Here is a 22,832-nt window from a genome sequence, read left to right on the forward strand (position 1 = left end):
GGGCGTTGAATTCATTGCGATTTTCTTGGTGCGAAAGTTGAGTTATTAAACAATTTCAATGGTTTAGGGGTGCTCTTTGGTGAGGACTCCCCCTTCCTTCGCATCTCCGCCCCATTCCTGCTATACTTGGAATTAGACGAATAAAATCAAGGTGGTGATTTTATGGAGGATCCAGCACGCAAACCAGACAGCTTTGAGGAGTTCCACAAACTGAAACAAGAGACGGATGATCTCCTAGAGTTTATTGACGGCGTTGTATGTATGTCCCCTTCTCCTTCCATCAGGCATCAGCGTATATCGGCCAAGCTCCATCGCAAATTAATGGAAGCCACAGACGACAGCGGATGTGAAGCACTTGCTGCGCCCTTGGATATCGTTCTTTCGAAAAAAACGTTCGACGAAGAGCACTATGTGATCCCGGATTTGTCCGTGATCTGTGATAAAACGGGTTTTACAGAAACAAAATACATGGGTGTTCCAGAACTCATCATGGAAATCATCAGCCCTTCTAATGCCTCTCATGATCTTGTGCTTAAACTGGGACTATATCAAAAATACGGCGTCAAAGAATACTGGATTGTTGATCCACTGAATAACAAGGTCTTACGTTATCGTTCCGACGAGACCTATCGAGTGGCAGAGAAAGGTTCCATTCAATCTAACGTGGTTCAGGGGTTTCAAGTGGAAGTAGAAGAACTTTTTAGAGTATAAAACCTGTAAGAGGTTTTGCTAAACTGTAAGCAAAGGAGGAGAAAGGAATGCTTCCATTGCCGAAAGAGTACGCGGATGATCTTTTAGTCCGACTCGCCCACCATTCGTCCGCAATTGAAGGAAACACGATTACTCTGGCAGAAACGGTATCGATCATTTTGCATAATACCATTACAGGGGATCATAGCTTTGATCTACGAGAAGTTTATGAAATTAAGAACCACCAGCAAGCCTTTGACTTTGTTCTTTCTGAACTGACAAAAGGCGAGCCTTTAAGCGTCTATACGATCCAGGAGATTCATGCGTTGCTTACCGATCGACTGCAATATGATAAGGGGCAGTTTAAAGCAGCAGATAATGCCATTGTAGGCGCCGACTTTGTGACGGCGAGCGCGAAGGAAACGCCGTTATTAATACGACAATGGGTGGACAATTTGAATTTTCGTTTGCAGGCAGCGAAGGACGGCCAGGAGAAAATCGGGATCATCAGTGAAGCCCATATTGTTTTTGAGCGCATCCATCCATTTTCTGATGGGAACGGGCGGGCAGGCCGTATGGTGATGAATTATTCTCTCTTGCAGAACCATTTGCCGCCACTGGTCATTAACAACAAAGAGCGGGCGCGGTATATTGCTTTTTTGGCAGAGGAGGATCAAGAAGGTTTCAGTCAGTTTGTTGAAAAGGCAATCGAAGAAGAGAAAGAGCGTAGAACACAGTTTCAAAATGCAGAAGATCAACGAATTAAGGAGCAAAGCAGAGATTAAGCAGTTGGTGTAAAGGCCATGTCGCTATTGGTGACCAAAGATATTCTTTGTTTACTTCTTCTTCAGAAAAGAATGTTCAAACCACACCAGAAATGATATAAATAGTGTAATCAACCTTTGGAGGTGTCATAATGAACAACGAAATGCTTGAAAAAATTTTTAATGCAGTGAATGATATGAAGGAAAGCAATGAAAAAAGAACGGCTTCTATTGAAAATCGATTCGAGTCTATGGAAAAACGATTTGAAAAACGATTTGATGAAGTAGAGAATACGTTAAAAATGCACACAGTCGCTTTATCCAACTTAAGTGATGATGTTGCCGATCTTAAGAACTTCAAGTTGGAAGTCAAAGATCATTTATACAAGCTTAATGAGATTCAAGAAAAACAGCAAGGAATTATTGATTTATTGTCCAAAAGATCGATTAGTCATGAGGCCGAGATCAAACGAATCCAATAAGAAACAGCTTCCCCATCATAAAAAGGCAGCAATAGCTTCGTGACCTACCTCCACACTCTTAACTCTGCTTTTACCCATTAAAAATAGGGCTCATTAAGTAGAGCCCTAACCAGCATTAAAAAAACCCGAAGCTCAAAAGCCTACACGCTCGGCCTCTGCCTTCCTCCCAGTTCCCGCTCCCCCATTCTCCCTTAGCGCTTCGCTAACTCATCCCGATCTGGCGCTTGCGGGGGATTTTCCATCCAACCGTTGTCAATCATGAGTTTGGCGCCGGCTCCGGAGTATTTTCCAATCTCCATGATCAGACTCCGTAATGCACCAGTATGTCACGCCTCATGGTGGTTGACATACTGGTCCCGTAGTAACCCATACCAATGGCAATCAGGGATGTCGTCAAAAACATCATCAGCTTGTCTGAAAAAGGAGCAACGGTAGATGTGGTTACTTCCGAGTCCCACGAGACGGGGGCCGAAAGATCATCTTCACTTAATACGGAGCCAAAGACCTCTACATGTTTGGCGGCGATTTCTTTCCCTCTGACCTACATCCTCCGATCAAAGGTTTAGCCATCCTATTGTGAAGTAAATCGAATCAGCGTTTTTTGCTGTTGAGAAATCAAAGATCCATTTTCGGTGGTTCCTCCAGCCATCCATTCGAAATCATGATCATTGCTCCCTCGCGCCCGAATTCGTATATATCTTTTGCGTGTATCGCATTACTCACATTCAAATCATTACGCAGACTGAAAGCCGTGCTAAAGCTTTGACCTCCAAGACCAAAGCTAGACAAAAGATACGTACAAAACATCATCAGCTTTTCAGAAAAAGGAGCCTCTGTTGAATTTGTAATGGTACCTCCCGGTGTGGCAGGTGGTTGAATATCATTTTGAAGAAGGGTGTCCGCAGTCTCTTTGATAACTTCTTTCGAAAGTTCTTTCCCTTTGATAAAATAGTTCTTCACTTCTTTATCCCTGGCACATTGGGCAAAACTTGCCATCAGTTGCATCCCGGTAATATTGGTCTCCACATTATTATAGAGATAGCCAAACTCAACCGCATTTAGTGGCCGCTTCTGACCAAAGAGATTCGATCCCTTCATGTAGGTTTTGTCCGTGATATAATCCACTGACCTTGGCATGGTGACATAGGTGGGGCGGGAAAGATAATCCTTCTTCAAGTAAGTATTGGGTGAACTGCTTATAGTATGTTTGCGTGATATCAGTAATATCTTGATAGAACTGAATAATATCTTCACGATACGACATCGATACATGGAGGGTGTACATGCCCATACTGATTTCTTTTAACTTTCGGCTGAACATAATATCAAAGCCATTCTCAAATAACGGTGGCGCTTCCAGGTTCACATCTTCCTTCGTAAACCCAATAGGAACGGCGGCCCCTTCGTTTTCAAACATCGTTCTCAAGTCGTCAACTTTGGGTTGAAGTTTTTTCCACAATCCTGATAGTAGCTGCTCGGCTTTTTTATCCTCCGATTTCTCAATAAAGTACTCCAATACACGCAGAATCAATGTTTTTTTCTGGTATGTCATCCACAATGCGCCGAGTTCCGTTGAGCTCATTTTCGGTTTTTTCAGCATTTGAACAGTTCCTTCCTATATGTGTTTACGGGCACATATTAGTATGTGGTCTTTTTATGGATTTATACGTATATTCGCGTTCCCCCGCACGTCACCAAAACCATCTCTCATATGCCCAATTGGCGATAAACAGCACTATTCCAAGAGAAACATTCACCCAGCCAAGGAATGTTGCTACCCATTTTTCTTTTTTCTTTTTTGCCCTGCCGTACGCGTTCACATCAATAGACAAGATAAGAGCTCCCGTCACCACGAACAACGTTACAATGTAATTCATATAGCCAATGTCTAACATAACGCACACCCTTGTATGTTTAATAAAGAAAAGCTTTCATGATCCAGCTTTAGCATTCACTCGCTCCTTGTCGCTGATAAACAGACGCTACTTTGCTTTCATGCCTACACGGCGGATATAGTACGTACATTCGATGTCAACCTCAATGTCTTTATAAACCTCCTGCCATCTCTCCTTGGTCTCGATTTCTTGATTCCAGTAGCCAGGGTGCTTGGCTCGAATATACTCTCCGAGTCCAAAAATATCCGATCCTTCTTCCTGCATTTTTGCAATTAATTCTTCGGCTGAGTCAGCAATCTCCTCTGACCCTTTCTCTTCTATTTTCTCAATGATGTGCGAATCACTTAGATCGATGGTTTCTTCAATCTTTTCATCAAGCACAAGTTCGTATCGAAGCTTTACCTTAACAGATGGCTTTCCTTCTTGGATTGTCGTCTTGATTCTCGTTTGACGTGAGTAAGGTTGATCTAGAATTTGTGTATCCGTTCCAGGGATCGGTACAAATGCCCCGTACCCGCCTTCCCTGTGTCCAGCTAGACCCATATAGATGCCAATCTGGATCGGATCGATCGTCCCGATCATTTGATCTCCCTTAAAATAGGCAAGACCATTAATCTGAACATTTTCGCCTGCCTTGATCTCGAGGTAAGGCAGAAAAGGATCTTGCCCTTTGCTTGACAGCCTTCGCCAGAACAAACCGATGGAATCTTCAGGGAATTTCCCTAAATCTACTGAATTTTCAACCATATTTGAAAGATATAAGGTCGGCACTGGCTCCAGTTGCGGAGCAATGTTCATATAGGTGCCCGCCTTCTCTTTTGAAACGACCATCCAGGCGGTTCTCCTCACTTTGGGATTGCGCCGCAGGGAATCGTTGAAGCGATTGACGCCTTTTTGGGCCACTTCTTCACTAATCACAATGACACGCAACTGCCCTAAAAATAGCTCTTCTGCCACCTCTTGTTGTAAATTGTTGAACGCATCGTCCAGTGTATGCCCGACGACACTAAGCACCCATACCGGTTCGGACTCTTCACCACCGCCCTCTCCCCCTCCTGTTCCTGGACCCAAGGGGATCCTTCCCGGTACAGCGACTTGAGCCGTCAAGCGAATTAGTTCCCCTTTCGGCTCGCTAGAAACCCCTTCCAGATGACTAATATTCTTGTCTTCCTCTTGTTCAGCACCGGGTTCTGCTTCGTCAATGGCGAGACCAAGCACCGTGGCTCGATTTTCAATGTCGACACTGTCCCAGCAACCTGATAGCAATGGAAAAAGAAGAATGAGTAGACTGAGCAGACCTGTCCGATTCGCTCCACCGTTCATTTCCGGATCTCCTCCTCCCTTTTTTTTGTAACAAAGCAACCTACTTTCTAAACGGAGTCCAAACGAGGGGGCATATTGCCAGTTGATGCCCGGTAAACGGGGGGCTTTCGCTTTTCTCATTATTTTGCTTTCATGCCCACACGGCGAATATGATACATACATTCGACGTCAACTTCGACATCTTTATACATTTCCTGCCACCTCTCTTTGGTCTCGATTTCTTGATTCCAGTAGCCAGGGTGCTTGGCTCGAATATGCTCGCCGAACCCAAAAATATCCGATCCTGTTTCCTGTGTTTTTTTAATTAGACCTTGGGCCGCCTGGACAATGGCCTCTTCCTGTTTCTCTTCTATTTTCTTAATGACTTGCGCATCACTTAGGTTGGCAGTGCCATGGCCTATTTCTTCGATCTCAAACTCGTATCGAATCGCTACCCGAATATGCGGCTTTCCTCCGTCTATCGTGGTCTTTACTTTGGTTTGACGTGTAAGACTGCGGTCTAGAACTTCTGTATCCGTTCCAGGGATGGTTACGATTGAACCGTACCCGCCTTCCGGATAATCCGTTAATGCCATATACACGCCAATTTCGATCGGATCGATCGTCCCGACCATTTGATCTCCTTTAAAATAGGCAAGGCCATCTATCTGAACATTTTCATCTGACTGGATCTCGAGGTAAGGCAGAAAGGCATCTTGGCCTTTGCTTGATAATCTTCGCCAGAACAAACCAATGAAATTCTCCGGAAACTTCCCTAGCTCCACTGAGTTATCCACCATATTGGCAAGGTATAAGGTCGGCACTGGCTCCAACTGTGGAGCAATATTCATATACGTTCCCGCCTCCTCTTTTGAAATCGCCATCCAGGCGGTTCTCCTCACTTCCGGGTTGCGCCGCAGGGAATCATTGAAGCGATTGACGCCTTTTTTGGCCAATTCTTCATTGATCACAATGACACGTAAATGCCCTAAAAACAGCTCTTCTGCCACCTCTTGTTGTAGATTGTTGAACGCATCGTCCAGAGTATGCCCGACGACGCTAAGCACCCATACCGGTTCGGACCCTCCAGCACCGCCCTCTCCCTCTCCCTCTCCTGTTCCTGGACCCAAGGGGATCCTTCCCGGTACAGCGATTTGAGCCGTCAAGCGAATTAGTTCTCCTTTCGGCTCGCTAGAAACCCCTTCCAGATGACTAATATTCTTGTCTTCCTCTTGTTCAGTACTGGGTTCTGCTTCGTCAATGGCAAGACCTAGCACCGTGGCCCGATTTTCAATGTCGACACTGTCCCAGCAGCCTGATAGCAGCGGGGAAAGAAGGAGAAAGAGGAGACCTAGCCCACCTATCCGTTTCACTCTGATCTCTTCCTCCCTTTTTTCTTACGTAACAGGGCGATCACGTATAAAAGAATGGGATACAGAATGGTCAGAATCAGCCCTAATCGTCCAACCATTTGAACGATTTCATACATGTGAAGCGTGTTTTGAGGAATCATTGCAATGATAAAAATAAGCGGAAGAATACAAAACGAAAACATCTTATGGTCGCGTAACCGGAAGAGCTGACTTAAGGAATGAGCGGTAAACATATAACTGGCATAAATCGTGGTATACACAGCGGTTACCCACACAACTAAAAAAATCACATCTAATCGTTGCAAGAATTCTCCGGGCAAGGAGGTCGCTCTTGCTAACTCTAGTGACGGCCAAAGCAAATTCTTCAATTCTTCCGGTCCAAACATGGCAAGTGTTGCGGCTACAATGAGTACATAGACCCCACCTGCGGTGATAACGCCCCAAATCGTGGCCTTCATTGCTTTTTGTGGGAAGCGCATGAAGGGAATAATCATAGTAATGATAAACGAGCCTTGAAGCAAGGCAGCGACGGTTAAACCACCTGTGATCATTCCGCTTGGATCGTTTCCCCATAACGGTTGCAGGTAGAGACTGTTAGAAGCATTCCCTAAGGACAGGATGATGATAATTAAAACAGGTGCTATGAGGGCCGGGAGATAGAAAACGTGAATATAGGCAAAGGTATTGATATCGTTTCGAGAAGAGACGGAAGCTAGTAAAAGCATGACAATTACTGATATTTCCAGAGGTGTTTCAGGTAGGATGGTTGTAATCACGACTTGACCAAATTCGCGCGCAGCAAGACCGGTCAACACTGCGAAAAAAGCAATGAGAACGAGACTGCCGATTCTCCCGAGCCACTTTCCTAAGACATCCTCGCTATAGCCAATGATGGACTTCTCTGGAAATCGCATTCCCAGTTTGGTCACAACCGCAAGTCCGAAAAAAGCCACCATTATTCCTATAAATGTGACCAAGGGAGCCCCTGTGTCGGCAGCTCTCACCGCAAATAACGGCAGAGGAAGTACGCCAACACCAATGATCGTACTAATGAGTATCGCCGTTGCTTGATAGACGGATAGTTGTCTTGGAAACTCCATGCTTTTCATCCTCCCATTGATCATCTCCGACTTGTCGTTAGCCGCGTGTATGGTTTGTTTCGTTTGACTGCTCCTCTGCTTCCTTCCCAACTCGTTTGCGATTTGATGCATGGAGAAAGGCTGGCCGCTTGGACAACCTCCATAACGAGCTGCGAAACACAACATCTTTCCAACCTTGAGCATTTCCCGGCGAAACCGGACTCATATACGGAACCCCGAACGATTTTAACGAGAGCATATGGTTAAAAATAAGGATGATCCCAATCACGACCCCGTAAAGCCCAAAAATCCCAGCAAGAAGAATTAATGGGAAGCGCAGCATTCGCAGAGCAAACGAGGCGGTATAGGACGGCGTTGCAAACGAACCGATGGTGGTTAAGGCGATGATAACTACTGTAATCGGACTGGCAAATCCAGCTGAGACGGCTGCTTCTCCGACGATAAGCACCCCTACGATCGACAGCGCCCCCCCTACTTGCGTCGGCAGCCGAACCGTCGCTTCCCGTAATATTTCCATCGCTACTTCAATGAACAACACTTCCACTACGGCTGGATAAGGAACACCGGCTCTCCCCCCGGATACCGCAACGGCAAATTCCGTAGGCAACAATTCCGGGTGGAAGGAAATGAGCGATACATACAGAGAGGGGAAAATGAGTGAAAACACCAGTGCTAGAATTCTTGAGATTCGGACAAAGTTCCCCATTAAAAAACGATTCGTGTAATCTTCGGCTGTTTGATAAAACTGATTGAAGACAACTGGCAACAGTAAGGAAAATGGGGAACCATCGACCAAAACGGCTACTCTTCCTTCCGCCAAATTGGAAACCGTTTTATCTGGTCGTTCGGTGCTCATCATTTGGGGAAAAGGGGAAAATTTATGATCTTCAATGAATTGTTCAATGTAGCCGATATCGGGGATGATATCAATATCAATCTTGGATAGACGGTTTTCCACTTCTTTTATAACCTCTGCATTGGTAATCCCTTCTATATAACAAATCGCCACTTTTGTTTTGGAAAGGCGGCCAAGTTTTAGCGTTTTTATTTGTAAATCAGCCGTTTGCAGGCGATAGCGCAGCAAGCCAAGATTGGTTTCTAGTTGCTCAATGAACCCTTCCCTTGGCCCGAGAATCACCTGCTCTGTCTTTGGTTCGTCGACGGCCCTTTTCGCTATCGTACGTGTTCCGATATGAAGCGCTTGATCGAGACCTTCGATGATGAGCACGGTTTTGCCACGTAAAAGTACCTGAACAAGAGGTGATAAGTGGTCTTCCAGTTCGGTCTCACTCTGATAGATGGTTTCCTTCAGTAATACATTGAGCAATTGCTCTTGTTTTACTTCCCTACCAGCCAAATGGGGCGGTACATACATTAACGGTTTTAAAATATCGGTGTTAATCACGGATGGATCGACCAAGTTTGAGAAATAAAACATCGCCGCAGAAAAATTTCCGAAGATATGGAAACGACGAGTGACGAAATCGTCATTCTGACTGAGTAAATCCTCTATAAACCGAATGGTCTCCTCCAGGTTGCCAGATAGTACTTTCTCATCTTGCTCCTCCAGCACTTGGTGTGGAATGAGGTCTTTGCCCTGGCTAGTGTTGTTTGATTTTTTTTTCTTAGACACGATTCCACCATCCTTGAGAAGTCATTGTTGATGTGAGGGGTCACTCGTTTTGTTTGTACATAGGATCGTTAGGATTTTTCCAGTGCCTCTCGGTCCGGGGCAGGCGGCGGTTGTTCCAGCCACCCATTGTCAATCATGAGATTTGCCCCCTCCTTCGCCATTTGAGCCACCTCTACCATTAAGCGGGCATACGTGAGTCCTAGGTCACGCCGGGGGCTAGCCGCAGTCGATAACCCGTAATTGCCGACTCCGCTATCGATCAATAACGTCGTATGGAAGGCCATCAGCTTATCGGAAAACGGAGAAATGGTCGAAACGATGACATTGTCATTCCAAGACATTGGAGCAGGAAGATCTTCTTTTAGTAAAAGCGAGCTGAAAATCTCCACATGTTTATTTGCGATTTGTTTTCCCTGGACAAAAAATTTCTTCACTTTCGGGTCCCTGGCCACTTGCGCAAAGCCCATCATAAGTGCTTCTCCTAACCCATTTGTTTGAGCATTCATAAAAATATGCGTAATTTCAACGGCACTCAGTGGTCTGCGTTCTCCCAAAAATCCTCTCAGAAAGCTTTGTTTTTCGACAAAGTCGACGTGTTTCGGTGTCAGGATGGCAGGCGGTCGACTATAGAGCCCTTTGGAGAGAAGTGTCTCTTTGGCTACATCATGAAGCTCTGTCGCTCGGCCAAGAACCGTTTGACAGACCTTCGTCATATCGGGGCGTGTCACGACGGGGATGGCAGCCGCAGAGGCTGCCATCGCAATGACGCCCAGTTGCCGGACATACTCCAACATGAACGCATCGCTAAACAGACGTGGGGCGGAAGGCTGCACATCTTCTTGCGTGAAGCCAACGGGTATCGCCATTTGTTCACGCTGGCATACGTTCTCTACCATAGCCACATCGTTTTGGTTTTGCTTCAGCGCTAATTGAATCACTTTGCGGATGTCCGGGTCTTCCACTTTCTCAAGAAAGTATGTCAACATACAGACAGCAAGGCTATTTTTCATATAGAAACCCCACAGAACGCCAATTTCTGATGACGTTAACTGTGCGTGCTGGTTCGTTTTCAACGTTTATCACCTCTGTGTTAAGGTTTATAGTGGTAGTCTTTACCTAATTCAGATAGATATTCTTTTGGCGAATATAGAAATGATGAAAAATAGCCCCTGCCAAGCAACAGGGACTCTGAGACAACCAACAAAGGAAAATTATGAAGCACCCGCTTCATCCAGCACTTGCGAGACCAGCCGCGAGACCTCTGCGCGACTCAATTTTTCTTCATTCTTGGCAATGGCATCGAGCGTCCCGTGCGCTAACGTTAGTGGAATTTGGCAAAAGACACGAATCGGCCCAGGAGGAAGACTCTCCAGGTAAGCATCTGCGGAGGCCAGATTCGTTCTTGCGTAGGCCAACATCTCGTCCGATCCCCATTCATCTGGAAAGAAATCAACCCCCCGGCTTAAATCGTCCGAACGGTTTCGAATCATATTGACGGCTTGTAAGCCACGGCCAAAGGCAACGGCCAAGTCTTTGTCTGTCTTGATATCCTCGTACCATTCCCATAGGTCGGAGAGCATGAGACCGACCAGCCCAGCCACATAGTATGTATAAGCATCCAGATCCTCTTTGCTTTCGATCTGCCACTCGTTTTCCACCCAGTCGGCCATCCCGTCCGCCATATCGGAAGTGGACTGCAATACCTTCGCGGTGACCGCATCGGGAGAAAGTCGGCTCCAATCACTAAGACGCAACGTGACTTCTGGCAGCTTGGCACGAAAGGGCTGAAACAAGGCGTGCAATTTGCCGTGATCGCCATCGGTTTTCAGGATGTCACGGATGGATCTTAGCAAATGAATCTTATCCGCGGACGGAAGCTCAGGGTGATCCTCAATTTCATCGATCGCTCTCATGGCTAAATAAGCACCAGCGACCCCTTCTTTCAAAGCCGGGGGCAGATAGCTGATCGGAATGAAGAACGTGCGACTGGTCGCTTTTAACATTTCCATCGCTTCGGTGTACAAATCATTCGTTTTGCTCATTTAATTCACTCCTAAATGTCGTTAATCATACTTCTTTGATAACCATTTAAATAAGGATTGTACCCCTCGACTTCCTAGAAAAACAATCGTGAGAGAACTTACATTCTCTAAACATGTCCATTTTTTCCATTTGACTAATTGCGTCTTTTTTTCAATAAAGTATTCAATCAAGGTGTGAATGCCGCTATACAAAAGGGCTTGTCCGATGATCCCCGGTAGTTTGGAGCGTGACGTCGTTTGGTTAAACCACACACAAAAAAGGGGGAGAATGAGATGTTCATAAACGATATTGGTTTCAAAGTATTTGGGAAAGAAACGGACTGTATACTTTAACTTTTTTCCTTTAACAACCATCTGAGCCAAAAAGGTAACAACGTATCCCGTCGCAAAGAAAACCAGGCCCCAGTCTTTGACACGCTTCTTGCGAAAGGTGAAAGGCAGACAGGCCAAACCAATCACTAAAACGGCTCGTAATATGAATCGTTCCAAAATGAGGTACCTCCCTTCACTTACCCCTCTAGTTTCGCAACACCCAAAGCAAGATGTTCCCACAGGATGTGTTCAACCGTTTCCACTTGTTCCGGGCGACAGTTAATCACTAGGATCACTTCTGATTGTTTTCCTTTTGATACTCTTTTTCTTTTATGCACCATCTTGAGGATCAATACGTCAATGCTAAAACCTAGCAAGAACCCAAATGTAGCGCCAATAAGCCCCCACCATATGGGTCCCCATCTCAACACGAACCCGATACTTGTGCCGATAACGGAAAAAACCACTGCCAGAGCCGCTCCCTTATCAAACAAACTCACTCCGTCCGCTTGGTGGAGCGTATCAAACAATCTTCGCTCCTCTAGCCGATTGTCAAGCGATACAGCCAAAATGTTGTTCTTTGTAATCCCTTTTTTTTCTAAGTCCGATAACGCCAACTCTAAAAAAATGGAATGCTCGAAAGTAGCAAAGATTTGCACGTTATCTCCACTCCTCTCGAGCAGGGATGGTCACACGATGTTCTTGATAATGATGGTTCAAGAATTTTCGCTGCTCGCTCTCAAAGAGTTTGTTATTTTCCACGGTATTGACGTAAGAATCATACACAGAAAAGCCACATAGAGAGGGTAAGAAGAGCAACCATTGAGGGTGTAGTGCTTGCGTCGCTTGAGGGGCTTGCCCTAAAAAAAGATGATGAACGGCAACCAGAAGCCCTGATAAGTATACGAATAAGATAAACCAAAATGTAACAAAAAATGCACTCAGTACTCGGTGAATGTAAAGATGCCCCAATCCTGGTGTTAGCAGAGACCAAATGACCGCCATCACCGGTCTCCTTTTGTCTAAGTAATTGATTTCCAAGGCCCCTATACTATAAGTGGGGAAAGCAGCATTTTCGTGTTCAGCCAGCAAAAACACTTTATTCATGTCGACTGTCGATCGATAACTATCCCAAATGCCAAAAATATAGAACGGCAAATACAAAAGCAACAATTTAGGTTCAAGGACATCCTTTGCCATCTCAAACTGACCTGTGTACGAGTAAACGATGGCCAGATTTAGGTTTGTCATAACGTTAATGACAATTTCCAACGCCGATAGTATGAAACCTCTCAGGTATTTAGATAATAGGAGATGCCCAAAACCTGGAAAGGCAGCAGACCACCAAGCAACAATGTAAGGATTGCGTAAATGCAATTGTGTAGTACCTATAGAACTCACAAACGCTTTGAAGCGACGTTCTTGGTTGGTTGGTGAAAAATTCCTCATGGTGTGAACTCCTCAGGTGTGTCTTACAAATTCTCTCCTCCCTTCGCAATGACCATTCTCCTAATGGCAAACCCGACCGCCAACCCTAGGAAGATACTAAGAATGGGCAGCCAAATCGGGCCGAGCACGACACCCATCATCGCCTTTGATGAATAAGTAACGCCGACGGTAGTGATGTAAGCGGAACAGACAAACGGAAGAAACATATAGGCTTTTGGCGGATCGGAAGCATCTTTATAGGCATCCCATATGACAAAGAGGTACAAACAAGGGTAAAACATCAGCCATAAATAATTCGTTTGCTGAACGGCTTCCCGTGTAAGCCCTTGAAAACTTAGGACAATGGCGGTGTTAAGGTTGGCTTGGACATTAATAAGGATTTCTAACCCAATAAATAGGACGCCTTTTACATAGGAACGGCTTAACAGTTGTGCAAATCCGGGCAGAGCGATGCTCCACAAGAGGGCTTCTACTTTTTTTTCCATCGTTTCACTACTTTACTTTGTTAGTTGGTCACGGTCAGGTGCCTGCGGCGGTTCCTCTAACCATTCGTTTTTTATAAGCAAATTAGCGCCATCTTCTGCGTATAAGGCAATCTCCGCGAGTAATCTCGCATACTTTAAGCCCACATCTTTTCTTGGATTGGCCGCCATCGCCGTGCCGTAATTGCCAATCCCAGCCGCCGTCATTCCAGACACTAGGAATAGCATGAGCTTATCGGAGAAAGGAGCGACTTTAGAATCCATCACTGCTGTATCCGCTGTTTGTAGGACTGGAATATCATCTGCCACGAGAATGTCGCTGAAAAGATCGATGTGTTTTTGTGCGATCTTCTTTCCTCGTAGAAAATACTGGCGCAACTCCTCCGATCTTGTGACTTGGGCAAATGCCAAGATCAAACTTTTTCCGACAACATTTGTTTGAGTATTGATATAGAGATGCATCATTTCAATGCTGTTAAGAGAACGCTGCTTTCCAAATAGGCTTCCTAAATAATGTTGCGTACTCGCAAATGTTACGTCTTGCGGCGTTGGAATGTAAGGAGGCCGAACATAAACGCCTCTTTCTAACTGGAGTTCCTTCACCGCACCGTTCAATTTCACCCCATCCGAGAGCGTTTTTCTGAAAAACTGGACAATATCAGCTCTTGTTGAAAGACTCACTGCGAGAGCGCCGGCCGTCATCCCAACGATGGTCATGTGGCTGATGAACATCAAATCATAAGTGTCCGAAAACAAGCGTGGGGCTCCTGCGTTGACATCCTCTTCTGTAAACCCCGTCGGAATAGGAAACGATTCTTTTGTAAACAGCGCTACAAGAAAATCAAGGTGTTCCTCAGTCGCTTGTAGAGCCGTCTCAAGAATTTCACGGACGCCCTGATCGTCCACATGGGTTAAAAAATACGTGATGAGTTGCTTTGTTGCTGAGTCATTGATATATTGGCTCCAGATCAAACTCATCTCAGCAGAGGTTAGCCTTGTGTGGATCGTCTCTTCCATCCAATCGTCCTCCCGACTTGGTACTGACTTGTTTCCCTTAATATATATCGCCACTTGTTTTTTATACAATGCAACAACGGTGTGTCTCAAAGAAGAATCAGTTCGAATGACCTTCCTCAAACGACTCTCTCTTTGTTAGCCAGTCACAAAACAGATAGATGAATGGATAAATGGGAGCAGAATACAATCCCCAATGCAAAAAAATTGGGTCCCAAATCTGGCGAACTCTTCATGAAACTGATGAAACTGGTCGAAGGGTTTTATTCATACATAGATCCTCTTCGGGCATCACCTATGTTTCTTATGTATTTTTTTGCGGGGATGAATCGGTCGCCAGCTTCTGAGTATAAAGACTTTGGGCGAGAAAATTGAAAAATCCTTCCCCAGCCGCTAAGGCTGGGGAAGGATTTTTCTTATGGCTTTCAATCTTTGAGTTTATCTACTGATTTATTCCACGTCCACCCTGGCTAAGCGTCGAATTCAAACGTTTGTTGTTGGTGGCAATCAAGTAGCCGGCTGTGATGGCAATCAAGGCAATGATCAAGCTTCCAATGTGGAAAAGACCTTTTTCACTGTACCAGACAATTGAGTAACCAACAGCGCCAGAAAGAATGGCGTAGTAAGAGAAGGGGACGATGGTTTTTCGAATAATTGCTCCTTCTTTGCCAACAAGGCCGACAACCGCCAAGGCAGCCACGACATTGTGCACGCAAATCATGTTTCCGGCCGCTCCCCCCACAGCCTGAAGAGCGACAATCCACGTTGGGTTCACACCAATTTGCGCACCAGCATCGTATTGGAACAGTGCGAACATCATATTACTAACCGTATTACTCCCTGCAATGAAAGCGCCCAAACCGCCGATCAGAGGGGCGAAGAGCGGGAACAAATCTCCGGTTGCAGCGACAACGCCATTCGCGAGTTCAATCGGCATTCGCTCAAATCCAGCCGCTCCTCCGCCACTGTTGAGAAACACTTGCACCATCGGCACCGTGAAGATCAGTGCGGTGGATGCAGCAAGCATGGTTTTTCCAGAATGAGCCCACGCCTTTTTGTATGCGCTTGCATTCATCCCGTGAATAAAAAATGTAATCAGTGTTACTAGGATGAAGATGGAGCCCGGGGAGAATAGCGGCTGAAAGCTCGCAGAAATGTCCGTTCCGAATATATTGTTAAGTTCAAGATTCCACGCTTGGACCCATCCCCGAAAAGGCAATACTTCCAGTCTTGTGATAATAAGAAAGACCCCAATTAACACATACGGAAACCAGGCACGCAGCATACTCATATTTCCACTTTTATGCGTAATATCTTTGATTTCTACGCTACCAATCCACTCTGGATTCCATTTCGACTTTTCTTCAAAATCCCAAGTCTCGTCCTCTTTTGGCATCAGAAATCCTTTTTTTGCGGCAACAACAACGATGACAAGTCCCACTAGCCCACCGAACATCGCTGGAAATTCAGGGCCGAGCGTGTTTGCAACAATTACATACGGAATGGTCATGGCAAAAGAAGCAAAGAGAGCGAATTTCCAAACCTTTAACCCTTCCGAAAAGGACTTGTTTTTGCCGAAAAATCGGGTCATTAGCGCAACCACAAATAACGGTATGAGCGTCCCGGCGATCGCATGAAGAATCGCTGCCTGTCCGCCAATCAGTGTAGTCAGGGCGAGAAAATTATCAGAAATCGACGCATCGGCAGCGAGCCCTGATTGGACGCCCACAAGCATCGGTGTACCGACGGCACCAAACGATACGGGTGTACTTTGAATCACCATCCCCGCAACGACGGCTGCCATAGCTGGAAATCCTAAGCCGACGAGGAGTGGGACTGCAACAGCTGCAGGGGTACCAAACCCAGCCGAACCTTCGATAAAGGAACCAAACAACCAGGCGACGATAATGACTTGAACGCGTCGGTCTGCTGAGATGTCGGTGAAGCCTTGTCGTATCGTTTTGATGGCTCCACTCTCCTGCAATGTGTTTAGGAGCAGGATCGCCCCAAAGATAATGTACAATAACGTCGCAGCAGTGATCAATCCGTTCACCGAAGCGGCTGCGACATTGGCCCCAGGGACTTGCCAAACAAATAACGCTAAGCCGACCGCGACAAGGTAAGATACCGGCATTGCCCGACTTGCTGGCAACTTTAAGCCAACAAGCAAAATAGCGACTACGACGATAGGCAACAGCGACAACAAAGCAAGCATTCCAGTACTCATCAACCTATCCCCTTTCTACCTTTTGCAAGGCCAAACCAATTTGTTGTTTGTTGTTACATTTATATAAAACAATAAAATGCAGAGGTGCCCATGTACATTTTATTGTTAAAAAACGGGTTCGATTGGTTGAATAAGCAAGTGTTTCAATGAGTGAATTCCAAAAAAACTGTGGTCGTAAAGGATGGTAGGCTCGGAACCTCGAGCCTACCATGCGGACCTAGTTACTTACTAGCGCTCACAAAGCGATTTTGTAACGTTCCAATTTCGTCTATGGTGCACGCGATGTCATCATTCGTCTGAATCATTTCCGCTCCAACCGGACTGCCAGTTAGAATGACGTCTCCTGGCGTAAGCGTCATCACATGGGACAAGTACGAAATCATTCGCTGGGTCGAGACAATCATGAGCTGAACGTGGCTGTTTTGTTTCTCTTCGCCGTTTAACGTCGCTTTCACCGACACATTTAACGGGTCCACATCTGTCTCAATCAAAGGCCCCAGCGGTGTGAAGGTGTCAAAAGACTTCCCGAGCGTCCAGTGGCCATTTTCATGAAAGTAGTCGGGACAGGTGACATCATTTCCAACTGTATAGCCGAACACATAATCGAATACGTCCTCTTCAGCGATGTTTTTCGCGGTTTTCCCAATCACCACGGCGAGTTCGGATTCAAATTTGACTTGTTCGACGCCGCTTGGAATCACGATATCCGCCTCTGGGCCGATGACGGAAGACGTCGCCTTGAAAAAGAACACAGGCATGGTTGGCACTTCGGCCGGTCGATCCGCTTCTGTGGCGATAAAATTGGCCCCAATCCCTATGACTTGATTGGGTTCAAGTGGTGCCAGCAAGGTCACGTCCTTGATGGAGAATGTCTTCCCCGTATAGGACCAGTTGGAAAAGAGATCTCCTTCAATTCCTCTGATTTCCTCTTCTGTTAGGACTCCTTGGTAAATGGTTTCTTTCGATCTAAAACGAATAAATTTCATTCTTCTTCTCCTCAGCTCTTTGGTGAATTTGTTGGCTATGTAGAACCCTCCCGCTGCACGCGGAAGGATCGGCCGCTTCTCCTCTTAGTTCACAAGTTCTTTCCCAAGCTTCTGTTTAAATTCTAAACGACGGCGGTGTAAGATTGGCTCTGTGTACCCGCTCGGTTGCTCAGTTCCTTTAAAAACGAGCTCAAGGGCGGCTTGGAAGGCCACGGATGCATCATAGTTTTCGGCCATTGGACGGTAGGCGGCATCCCCGGCATTTTGGTCATCGACCACTTTGGCCATCCGGCGCATCGTTTCGGCCACTTGCTCGTCGGTGACAATGCCATGGCGAAGCCAGTTGCTCATATGTTGGCTGGAAATACGTAAGGTCGCCCGGTCCTCCATCAGCGCCACATTATTAATATCAGGAACCTTTGAGCACCCCACGCCTTGCTCCACCCAGCGAACGACGTAGCCTAAAATTCCTTGTGCATTGTTGTCTAGCTCCTGCTGCACCTCATCTGAACTCCAGTCGGTCGCTTTAGCGACTGGGACATGAAGGATTTCTTTACGGTACGATTTCGTTTCCTTTGCTAGTTGCTCTTGGATGACGGGCACGCTGTTTTGGTGGTAATGCAACGCATGCAACGTCGCCGCCGTAGGGGATGGGACCCAGGCTGTATTTGCCCCCGCCTTAAGCTGACCGCCTTTTTGCTCAAGCATGTCGTTCATTAAGTCTGGCATGGCCCACATGCCTTTTCCAATTTGGGCACGGCCTTGGAATCCTGAAGATAGACCCGCCACCACATTCGATTGCTCATACGCATTCAGCCAAGTGGACGCTTTCATTTCATGCTTGCGAATCATCGCCCCCGCTTCCATAGACGTATGAATTTCATCCCCTGTTCGGTCAAGGAACCCTGTATTGATAAACGCCACTCGGTCTTTGACCTCTTGAATGCAGGCGTTTAAGTTTAGCGTCGTGCGCCGTTCCTCATCCATGACGCCGATCTTTAACGTGTGACGGGGAAGGCCGAGAATCTCCTCTACCCGGTTAAACAGACGATTGGCAAAGGCAACCTCAGCGGGTCCATGCATTTTCGGTTTGACAATATAAACGGACCCTTTTCTGGAATTTTGATTCCCGCCACTCTTTTGTACGTCATGCTTGGCAATGAGGCTCGTGACGATTGTATCTAAAATTCCTTCAGGCAACTCGTTTCCATCCGTTGTTAAAACCGCCGGTGTCGTCATCAAATGACCAACATTTCGTACGAACATGAGCGAGCGTCCCGGTAATGTCCATTCTGAACCATCTAGGCCGGTATAACGGCGGTCGGGATGCAAGGCGCGTTGCATGGTTTTGCCGCCTTTTTGGAAAGAGACGCTCAAATCGCCCTTCATAAGACCGAGCCAATTTTCGTAGACGAGCACTTTATCCTCTGCATCAACCGCAGCCACTGAATCCTCACAGTCCATAATCGTCGTTACAGCGGACTCCATCAGCACATCCTTCACATGTGCAGCGTCCGTCTGGCCAATCGGATGGTTGGGATCGATTTGAACCTCCACATGCAAGCCGTTGTTTTGCAGTAAAATCGCCGTCGGTGCAGCGGGTGCCCCTTGGTACCCTAGAAGCTGGGCGCCGTCTTCCAAGCTCGTGTTCTGATCATTGCTTAGTGAAACGGTGAGCTCCCCGCCATCAATGGCGTATCCTGTCGCTTGCTGATGAGACCCTTCCTTTAAAGCGAAGGAGTCATCCAGAAACTGTTTCGCATAGGCAATGACTTTTTCTCCGCGTTTCGGGTTATAGTCTCCAGCACGTTCCGTTCCGTCTTCTTCAGAAATGGCGTCCGTTCCGTAGAGCGCATCATACAAGCTCCCCCACCGAGCGTTCGCGGCATTGATCGCATAACGGGCATTGTTCACAGGGACGACAAGCTGCGGGCCTGCTTGTAGGGCCACTTCATCGTCCACGTTCTCTGTCGTAATCGTCACATTTTCGGGTTCTTCTTCTAGGTAGCCGATGTCTTCAAGGAACGATTGATACGTCTCTTGATTGCCAGTGTTTTGGTTTTCTTGATGCCATTCATTCAGCTGCTTTTGAATGGTTTCTCTCCTTTCAAGCAGCTGTTGATTCTCTCCTGCAAAATCGGTGTAAAGGGATTCAAACCCAGCCCAAAATTGGTCCGTGTCAACGCCGGTCCCAGGCAGTGCCTTTCGATCAATAAACTCCTTTAGCTGTTTGGCTACTTGTACGCTTCCTACGTGTACGTATTGATTCATCTCCAATGCCTCCTTAGACACTCTTTAATTCTTGTTTGACTTCGGCACAGCGGCTCGGGGAAGGGAACAGTTTTCCCGCATTTAAAAGATTGCTAGGGTTGAACACTTCCCGGATTTCCGTCTGCGCCTCGATTTCTTCTTCTGTGAAGACAAAGCGCATTTCTTCTCGTTTCTCAATTCCGACGCCGTGTTCGCCTGTAATCGAGCCTCCGACATCCGCGCACACCTTCAAGCATTCACTCCCAGCTTCTAAGGCGCGCTCGGTTTCCCCAGGGACTCTGGAGTCAAACAGGACGAGCGGATGCAAGTTCCCATCCCCTGCATGAAAGATGTTGGCAATGCGCAGTTGATAAGTCTCGCTGATTTGGCCAATCTGTTCCAGCACGGTCGGGAGCTTGCTTCTCGGGATGACGCCGTCTTGGACGAGGTAATCAGGGGAAATCGCCCCCATCGCTCCGAACCCTGTCTTTCGATTCGCCCACCATTTCTGTCGTTCTTCTTCACTTTGCGCCACTTTGACTTCGCGGACATGACGCGTGCGACAAACGTCGAGAATTTGTTCAATTTGCTCATCGATGCCTGCCGCAATGCCGTCCACTTCGATCAATAAGACCGCTTCGATATCCTTTGGGTGTCCGACCGGAAAAGCGGCCGCTTCAACTCCTTCAATGGCAATTTTGTCCATCATCTCAAGAGCCGCTGGAACAATGCCGGCTGAGATGATATCAGAAACCGCTTGACTGCCATCAACAACCCGATCAAAATACGCAAGGACGGTTTGTTTCTCTTGCGGGTTTTTCAAAATGCGTACGGTAATTTTTGTAACGATCCCAAGCGTTCCTTCTGACCCTGTCAACAGTCCTAGAAGATCATAGCCAGGCGCATCTGGAACGCCTTCCTGACCAATGTCAACGATTTCCCCATTTGGTAGGACCACTTCCATGCCAAGGATGTGGTTCGTCGTGACGCCGTATTTTAAACAATGGGCGCCGCCAGCATTTTCGGCGACGTTGCCCCCGATCGTGCAGCAGTACTGACTAGAGGGATCAGGCGCATAGTAATAGCCTTTGTCAGAAATGGAATGGGTTAGTTTCAAATTCACATAGCCAGGTTCGACTACCGCTTGCCTATTCTCAAGGTCGACACGAAGGAGTCGTTTCATTCGCACGAGGCTGATGATCACTTCGCCATTGACTGGAATCGCCCCACCACTCAAGCCCGTGCCTGCTCCTCTTGCCAGGAAGGGGAGGTCGTGTTCACTACAGTATTGAACGACCTTCGCGACTTCCTCTGAATTCTTCGGAAAGACCACAGCCTTTGGAAGATGTTTATGAATCGTGAAGCCATCACAGTCATAGGCGAGTAGATCTTCCTTTTGATAGAGAATAGGGTTGGGGCCCTCAACGAGTTTGGCGAGACTCTGAATGTGAGGGTCCTTAGTTTTTAACTTAACGCGCCTCATCAGCGCCCCCCTTTCCGCTGTCTTCCTTTTGATAGGCCCAATCAAGAAGTTGAACGGTATGAACAATCTGTTGGCTCCGTCCGTATTTTTCTACCCCCATCGCCATTTGTAGCATGCACCCCGGGTTCCCCATCGAAATCATCTCCACATCTTCGGGGACATGCTCCATTTTGCTCTTTAGGACGGCATCCGCCATTTCCGGATTGGTGATGTTATAGATTCCTGCGCTCCCACAGCAGCGGTCGGCATTGGGCATGCGAATCATTTCGACACCGGGAATGTCAAGGAGAAGATCCCTTGGCTCCTTGGTGACTCCTTGACCGTGGGCAAGGTGACAGGCATCATGATACGTAATTCTAGTGTTAAGCGCTGCCTTTGGCTTTTCATAGCCTGTGTCATAGAGGTACTTCGAAACGTCCTCCACTTTTTCGGCAAAGGCTTCTGCTCGTTCTTTCCATTCGGTGTCGACTTCCCGGAACAGCTCCGTGTATTCCTTCAGCATACACCCACAGCCAGCTGCGTTCACAATGATTGTGTCCGTTTCTTCAAAGGCTTCAATATTCTCTTTCGCCAGCTTTCGACCCATCTCTCGATCCCCTGCATGGACGTGCAGTGCTCCGCAGCATGTTTGCTTATCAGGAATCGTGACGTCGTTCCCGTTTCGTGCTAAAACCCGAATCGTGGCATCGTTAATGTCGCTAAACATCACATCCATCACGCACCCTGTTAGAAAGGAGACCGTATGCTTTGTTTCCGGTTCGGCCTTAATCACCGCTTTGTTTTTGTACTTTTTTCGAACGGGTGTTTGCACTGCAGGCATTACGGCTTCCATCGCCGCTAAATGAGGCGGCATGACATTCAGTAGCCCCGTCTTGCGCACAAGGGCTTGCGCACCGCTCTTTTGGTAGACCTTCAGCAAACCACCAAGGGCATGCAAGCGGTTGTAGTACGGAAATAATCCTCTTAAGAAAAAGCCACTGACTACCTTTTTCCACCCTGTGAGTGGCATGGCTTGACGAATTTGCCCTCTCGCTTCTTCAATTAACCCGCCCACCTCTACATCTGCCGGGCAAGCGGTTTCACATGCGCGACAATCAAGACAGGCAAAGACGGGATCGCTAAACGCTTCGTTGACCTCCAGTTTCCCTTCGGCTACCGACTTGATTAGATGCACACGGCCCCGTGGGGAGTGCTGTTCCTGCCCCGTTTCTTCATATGTAGGACAAGCTTCAAGGCACATGCCGCAATGCACGCAATCGGCCCATTTGTTTTCATCCGGATGGTCACTCCATAAGTAATTCGTGAGGGTCTTACTCTCACAAGGAAGCTGTTCTGTTTGACTCATCGC

The 22,832-nt window shown here is 46.9% G+C and carries 22 protein-coding genes and 1 pseudogene; 3 read left to right on the forward strand and 20 right to left on the reverse strand.

The annotated features are described in order from the left end of the window. Positions 1-162 precede the first annotated feature (162 nt). The 3 genes from AVZ68_RS16590 to AVZ68_RS16600 all read left to right on the forward strand — a co-directional run bounded on the left by AVZ68_RS16590 (position 163) and on the right by AVZ68_RS16600 (position 1,936). The gene (locus tag AVZ68_RS16590; protein WP_059105699.1) at positions 163-711 is read left to right on the forward strand and encodes a Uma2 family endonuclease; all 549 of its coding nucleotides are present in this window, start codon (positions 163-165) and stop codon (positions 709-711) included. 47 nt (positions 712-758) lie between these two features. Beyond that, positions 759-1,475 (forward strand): Fic family protein, encoded by a 717-nt coding sequence (locus tag AVZ68_RS16595; RefSeq protein WP_059105700.1) that lies wholly within the window; start codon positions 759-761, stop codon positions 1,473-1,475. Positions 1,476-1,606: 131 nt separating this feature from the next. Continuing rightward, positions 1,607-1,936, forward strand: coding sequence for a hypothetical protein (locus tag AVZ68_RS16600; protein ID WP_059105701.1), 330 nt, complete (start codon positions 1,607-1,609; stop codon positions 1,934-1,936). Positions 1,937-2,127: 191 nt separating this feature from the next. Here the strand turns inward: AVZ68_RS16600 and AVZ68_RS19975 are convergent. From AVZ68_RS19975 to AVZ68_RS16695, 20 genes and pseudogenes are all read right to left on the reverse strand, one after another. Then, positions 2,128-2,462: pseudogene (locus AVZ68_RS19975) on the reverse strand (DUF3231 family protein). Between the two features lie 89 nt (positions 2,463-2,551). After that, the gene (locus AVZ68_RS21090; RefSeq protein WP_367576342.1) at positions 2,552-3,034 is read right to left on the reverse strand and encodes a DUF3231 family protein; all 483 of its coding nucleotides are present in this window, start codon (positions 3,032-3,034) and stop codon (positions 2,552-2,554) included. Next, positions 2,985-3,536 (reverse strand): DUF3231 family protein, encoded by a 552-nt coding sequence (locus tag AVZ68_RS21095; RefSeq protein WP_367576343.1) that lies wholly within the window; start codon positions 3,534-3,536, stop codon positions 2,985-2,987. Before AVZ68_RS21095 ends, AVZ68_RS21090 begins: the two co-directional genes overlap by 50 nt. A 91-nt stretch (positions 3,537-3,627) precedes the next feature. Further along, entirely contained in the window at positions 3,628-3,831 is a 204-nt protein-coding gene (locus tag AVZ68_RS16610) for a CLC_0170 family protein (RefSeq protein WP_059105702.1), read from the reverse strand. A gap of 87 nt (positions 3,832-3,918) precedes the next feature. Further along, positions 3,919-5,154, reverse strand: a complete 1,236-nt coding sequence (locus tag AVZ68_RS16615; RefSeq protein WP_059105703.1) for a Ger(x)C family spore germination protein — start codon at positions 5,152-5,154, stop codon at positions 3,919-3,921. A 119-nt stretch (positions 5,155-5,273) separates the two neighbouring features. Continuing rightward, positions 5,274-6,506 (reverse strand): Ger(x)C family spore germination protein, encoded by a 1,233-nt coding sequence (locus tag AVZ68_RS16620; RefSeq protein WP_059105704.1) that lies wholly within the window; start codon positions 6,504-6,506, stop codon positions 5,274-5,276. Next, positions 6,503-7,606 carry a GerAB/ArcD/ProY family transporter gene (locus AVZ68_RS16625; protein ID WP_059105705.1) on the reverse strand — a complete coding sequence of 368 codons (1,104 nt, stop codon included), beginning with the start codon at positions 7,604-7,606 and terminating at the stop codon, positions 6,503-6,505. The genes AVZ68_RS16620 and AVZ68_RS16625 overlap by 4 nt, the downstream gene beginning before the upstream one ends. Positions 7,607-7,643: 37 nt before the next feature. Beyond that, positions 7,644-9,239: a spore germination protein gene (locus tag AVZ68_RS16630; RefSeq protein WP_059105706.1), complete on the reverse strand. Its 1,596-nt coding sequence runs from the start codon at positions 9,237-9,239 to the stop codon at positions 7,644-7,646. Between the two features lie 68 nt (positions 9,240-9,307). Further along, positions 9,308-10,312, reverse strand: a complete 1,005-nt coding sequence (locus AVZ68_RS16635) for a DUF3231 family protein (protein ID WP_059105707.1) — start codon at positions 10,310-10,312, stop codon at positions 9,308-9,310. Between the two features lie 138 nt (positions 10,313-10,450). After that, a complete protein-coding gene (locus tag AVZ68_RS16640; protein WP_059105708.1) occupies positions 10,451-11,281 on the reverse strand; it encodes a squalene/phytoene synthase family protein in 831 nt (276 codons plus the stop codon). Positions 11,282-11,302: 21 nt separating this feature from the next. Continuing rightward, on the reverse strand, positions 11,303-11,770 hold the full coding sequence (locus AVZ68_RS16645) for a CBO0543 family protein (protein ID WP_059105709.1): 468 nt from the start codon (positions 11,768-11,770) through the stop codon (positions 11,303-11,305). Between the two features lie 20 nt (positions 11,771-11,790). Next, the gene (locus tag AVZ68_RS16650; protein ID WP_059105710.1) at positions 11,791-12,252 is read right to left on the reverse strand and encodes a hypothetical protein; all 462 of its coding nucleotides are present in this window, start codon (positions 12,250-12,252) and stop codon (positions 11,791-11,793) included. Between the two features lies 1 nt (position 12,253). Then, complete coding sequence (locus tag AVZ68_RS16655; protein ID WP_059105711.1) at positions 12,254-13,042, reverse strand: hypothetical protein; 789 nt, start codon at positions 13,040-13,042, stop codon at positions 12,254-12,256. Positions 13,043-13,065: 23 nt separating this feature from the next. Next, positions 13,066-13,527, reverse strand: coding sequence for a hypothetical protein (locus AVZ68_RS16660; protein ID WP_059105712.1), 462 nt, complete (start codon positions 13,525-13,527; stop codon positions 13,066-13,068). A 12-nt stretch (positions 13,528-13,539) separates the two neighbouring features. Continuing rightward, entirely contained in the window at positions 13,540-14,541 is a 1,002-nt protein-coding gene (locus AVZ68_RS16665; RefSeq protein WP_059105713.1) for a DUF3231 family protein, read from the reverse strand. Positions 14,542-14,980: 439 nt separating this feature from the next. Next, positions 14,981-16,765 carry an L-lactate permease gene (locus AVZ68_RS16675; protein WP_059105715.1) on the reverse strand — a complete coding sequence of 595 codons (1,785 nt, stop codon included), beginning with the start codon at positions 16,763-16,765 and terminating at the stop codon, positions 14,981-14,983. Between the two features lie 221 nt (positions 16,766-16,986). Continuing rightward, the gene (locus tag AVZ68_RS16680) at positions 16,987-17,751 is read right to left on the reverse strand and encodes a fumarylacetoacetate hydrolase family protein (protein WP_059105716.1); all 765 of its coding nucleotides are present in this window, start codon (positions 17,749-17,751) and stop codon (positions 16,987-16,989) included. An 84-nt stretch (positions 17,752-17,835) separates the two neighbouring features. Beyond that, positions 17,836-20,022, reverse strand: coding sequence for a malate synthase G (gene glcB, locus AVZ68_RS16685; RefSeq protein ID WP_059105717.1), 2,187 nt, complete (start codon positions 20,020-20,022; stop codon positions 17,836-17,838). Positions 20,023-20,035: 13 nt separating this feature from the next. Continuing rightward, a complete protein-coding gene (locus tag AVZ68_RS16690) occupies positions 20,036-21,484 on the reverse strand; it encodes an FAD-binding oxidoreductase (RefSeq protein ID WP_059105718.1) in 1,449 nt (482 codons plus the stop codon). After that, positions 21,471-22,829 carry a (Fe-S)-binding protein gene (locus AVZ68_RS16695; RefSeq protein WP_059105719.1) on the reverse strand — a complete coding sequence of 453 codons (1,359 nt, stop codon included), beginning with the start codon at positions 22,827-22,829 and terminating at the stop codon, positions 21,471-21,473. Before AVZ68_RS16695 ends, AVZ68_RS16690 begins: the two co-directional genes overlap by 14 nt. Positions 22,830-22,832: the final 3 nt, after the last annotated feature.

Source organism: Shouchella shacheensis, from assembly GCF_001484965.1.
In the GTDB taxonomy this organism is placed as follows: Bacteria; Bacillota; Bacilli; order Bacillales; family Bacillaceae_D; genus Shouchella; species Shouchella shacheensis.

Excerpts from the sequence above, each read along its gene's own strand:
- AVZ68_RS21095 (WP_367576343.1), bottom strand. The coding sequence starts at position 3,536 with ATGCTGAAAAAACCGAAAATGAGCTCAACGGAACTCGGCGCATTGTGG.
- AVZ68_RS16590 (WP_059105699.1), top strand. The coding sequence starts at position 163 with ATGGAGGATCCAGCACGCAAACCAGACAGCTTTGAGGAGTTCCACAAA.
- AVZ68_RS16615 (WP_059105703.1), bottom strand. The coding sequence starts at position 5,154 with ATGAACGGTGGAGCGAATCGGACAGGTCTGCTCAGTCTACTCATTCTT.
- AVZ68_RS16695 (WP_059105719.1), bottom strand. The coding sequence starts at position 22,829 with ATGAGTCAAACAGAACAGCTTCCTTGTGAGAGTAAGACCCTCACGAAT.
- AVZ68_RS16655 (WP_059105711.1), bottom strand. The coding sequence starts at position 13,042 with ATGAGGAATTTTTCACCAACCAACCAAGAACGTCGCTTCAAAGCGTTT.
- AVZ68_RS16595 (WP_059105700.1), top strand. The coding sequence starts at position 759 with ATGCTTCCATTGCCGAAAGAGTACGCGGATGATCTTTTAGTCCGACTC.
- AVZ68_RS16690 (WP_059105718.1), bottom strand. The coding sequence starts at position 21,484 with ATGAGGCGCGTTAAGTTAAAAACTAAGGACCCTCACATTCAGAGTCTC.
- AVZ68_RS16600 (WP_059105701.1), top strand. The coding sequence starts at position 1,607 with ATGAACAACGAAATGCTTGAAAAAATTTTTAATGCAGTGAATGATATG.
- AVZ68_RS16675 (WP_059105715.1), bottom strand. The coding sequence starts at position 16,765 with ATGAGTACTGGAATGCTTGCTTTGTTGTCGCTGTTGCCTATCGTCGTA.
- AVZ68_RS16610 (WP_059105702.1), bottom strand. The coding sequence starts at position 3,831 with ATGTTAGACATTGGCTATATGAATTACATTGTAACGTTGTTCGTGGTG.
- AVZ68_RS16660 (WP_059105712.1), bottom strand. The coding sequence starts at position 13,527 with ATGGAAAAAAAAGTAGAAGCCCTCTTGTGGAGCATCGCTCTGCCCGGA.
- AVZ68_RS21090 (WP_367576342.1), bottom strand. The coding sequence starts at position 3,034 with ATGAAGGGATCGAATCTCTTTGGTCAGAAGCGGCCACTAAATGCGGTT.
- AVZ68_RS16665 (WP_059105713.1), bottom strand. The coding sequence starts at position 14,541 with ATGGAAGAGACGATCCACACAAGGCTAACCTCTGCTGAGATGAGTTTG.
- AVZ68_RS16640 (WP_059105708.1), bottom strand. The coding sequence starts at position 11,281 with ATGAGCAAAACGAATGATTTGTACACCGAAGCGATGGAAATGTTAAAA.
- glcB (WP_059105717.1), bottom strand. The coding sequence starts at position 20,022 with ATGAATCAATACGTACACGTAGGAAGCGTACAAGTAGCCAAACAGCTA.
- AVZ68_RS16625 (WP_059105705.1), bottom strand. The coding sequence starts at position 7,606 with ATGGAGTTTCCAAGACAACTATCCGTCTATCAAGCAACGGCGATACTC.
- AVZ68_RS16680 (WP_059105716.1), bottom strand. The coding sequence starts at position 17,751 with ATGAAATTTATTCGTTTTAGATCGAAAGAAACCATTTACCAAGGAGTC.